General features: G+C 41.4%; 2 protein-coding genes. Both read right to left on the bottom strand.

From position 1 onward, the window contains the following. Positions 1–169 precede the first annotated feature (169 nt). The gene (locus PX481_RS25855) at positions 170–487 is read right to left on the bottom strand and encodes a P-II family nitrogen regulator (protein WP_288096821.1); all 318 of its coding nucleotides are present in this window, start codon (positions 485–487) and stop codon (positions 170–172) included. Positions 488–560: 73 nt separating this feature from the next. After that, the gene (locus PX481_RS25850) at positions 561–1,541 is read right to left on the bottom strand and encodes a sodium-dependent bicarbonate transport family permease (protein WP_002756655.1); all 981 of its coding nucleotides are present in this window, start codon (positions 1,539–1,541) and stop codon (positions 561–563) included. Positions 1,542–2,402 lie beyond the last annotated feature (861 nt).

Here is a 2,402-nt window from a genome sequence, read left to right as displayed (position 1 = left end):
TTGGGGGGAAAATTTAGGGATTTTTTCCCTGAAAATTAGGTAATTGACCACCTGAAAATGGGTAAAACCCCACACCCCACACCCCACACCCCACCACACCCTGCCCCCACGAAAAACTTTTTCAGCAGCCCCTAATTAACTACGACAATTTTTGATTTTTACAAGAGGTCTAATGAGTTAGCCATTGGCCCGTAGTCACCACAAAAATTCCGCCGGCTTTTTTTAAAAAAGGCTGAATTTTATCGATCAGACGACCAAGTTGTTCGTCACTATTACAAACCGTCATAATGTAGTTACCACTGTAATCACAATCCAAGTCATCACGGGATAAACCTCGATCGCCTTTTCCCGAAGCATTGCCAAAGACGGTATAACCGGAAACTCCGACAACATCAAGAACGCTTAAGGTTTCTTCCAGAAAAGCATGACTAACAATTATGTCCACTTTTTTGACAGTTTGTAGGGAAGGATGCGGGGATTCAAGCATGGTAGTTAGGTACAAAAAGGATAAGTGAAAGAGAAAACTTTTGACAGGAATTATTTAAAAACCGCCGGGCCTTTTAGACTCCACAGCCAATGATTTTAATCATCTCTAGGTACAGAGGAATACCGATGATGATATTGAAAGGAAAAGTTAAAGCCAAGGCCATAGAAATGTATAAACTAGGATTCGCTTCGGGAACAGTCATTCTCATGGCCGCAGGAACAGCAATATAAGAGGCACTGGCACACAAAACAGCGAATAATAAAGCATTGCCCTGTTCAAATCCGAGAACCTTAGCGATGAGAATCCCCACCATAGCATTGATGACGGGAATGAATACCGAGAAACCGATGAGAAAAGAACCAGTTTTGCCTAATTCCCGGATTCTTTTCGCAGCCACTAATCCCATATCCAGGAGAAAGAAAGTTAAAGCACCATAAAAAATCCCTTGAGTGAAAGGTTGTAATTTTTCCCAGCCTTTTTCCCCCGTGAGCATACCAACAACAACACTACCGACTAAGAGAAATACCGAACCATTTAAAAAGGCTTCATGTAGAACCTTTGACCAAGAAAACGCTTCTTCTTCGCCATTTTTCTCTTTAAAGACTCGCACCAGGATTAAACCCACTACAATCGCCGGCGATTCCATTAAAGCTAAGGCCGCTACCATATGACCGCCATAGGAAATATGAAGTTTTTCTAAAAAAGAACTGGCGGTGATGAAAGTAACGGCACTAATGGAACCATAGGCTGCGGCGATCGCTGCTGCATTGGCACTATCGAGTTTAATTTTCAGGATAAAGAAAGTGTAAATGGGAACGATGCAAGCCATAACCACAGAGGCAATCAAAGTTAAAGCGATTTGGTTATTGATGCCACTTTCCGCTAGTTCATAACCTCCCTTGAAACCAATCGCCATCAAAAGATAGAGAGAAAAGAGTTTAGGCAGTGGTTGGGGAATCTCTAGGTCGGATTTAAAAAATACTGCCAGCATTCCCAAGAAAAAGAACAAAACCGGCGGATTGAGAATATTGAACAGGATTAAGCTGCCATCCATAGGTTTGCGTACATTGAGTTATTTCAATCTATACTATTCGATTTTGAGAATACTGGGGAAATGTTAAGTAGTCGTGCAAAATTAATTTCCTAGTCGAGACTCCGAGACTCCGAGACTCCGAGACTCCGAGACTCCGAGACGGGAGACGAACGTAGGTTGGGTTGAAGCATGAAACCCAACGCCCGATTATGTTACGCTACCACTAACCCATCCTACAAATAATTGTGCCTCCCTACTTAAGATGGGTGATGTTTCAGTGATCGGTGATCAGTTATCTTGAAACCGTCAGCTTTTCTCCCCTCTCCCCCTCTACAATAATTACTCGCAGCCAGGAATCACTTGGGTTAGTATCATACTTTGTGCTTTTTGTCAAAAAAACTTTTTTTTTGCAATAAAACTACACAAAAAAAAGATCATCGTTGTGGGTGAAATTGACTGATTTAACCGTCTTAATTGGGATTACCTTCTAGGTGTGGCAAAGGTTTCAACCATTGCTGCCCAAAAAAGCATAGAATAACCCATTATGAAATTCAGTAAAATCGCTGTAACTATGATAACATCGTTGTTAAATAAAAATCTTTCTCAATTAATTCTTAAGAATTTATAAATATTGCGGAATGTTAATTTAAATATTCTCAAGTTTTTGCAGTCAATAAATAACTTTTGCTTATATTTGTCAGAAAATAGAACTCCTGCAAAAATCCCACATCTACTATTGGGTTAGGAGTCAGTATTTAGGAGACTCCGAGACTATTTTTATTTATTCTCCCCACACCCCACACCCCACACCCCACACCCTACACCCTACACCCTACACCCCACACCCCACACCCCACACCCCACACCCCACACCCCACACCC

This window comes from Microcystis sp. M53603_WE2 (assembly GCF_030065435.1).
This window is presented reverse-complemented; position numbering and strand designations above follow the sequence as displayed.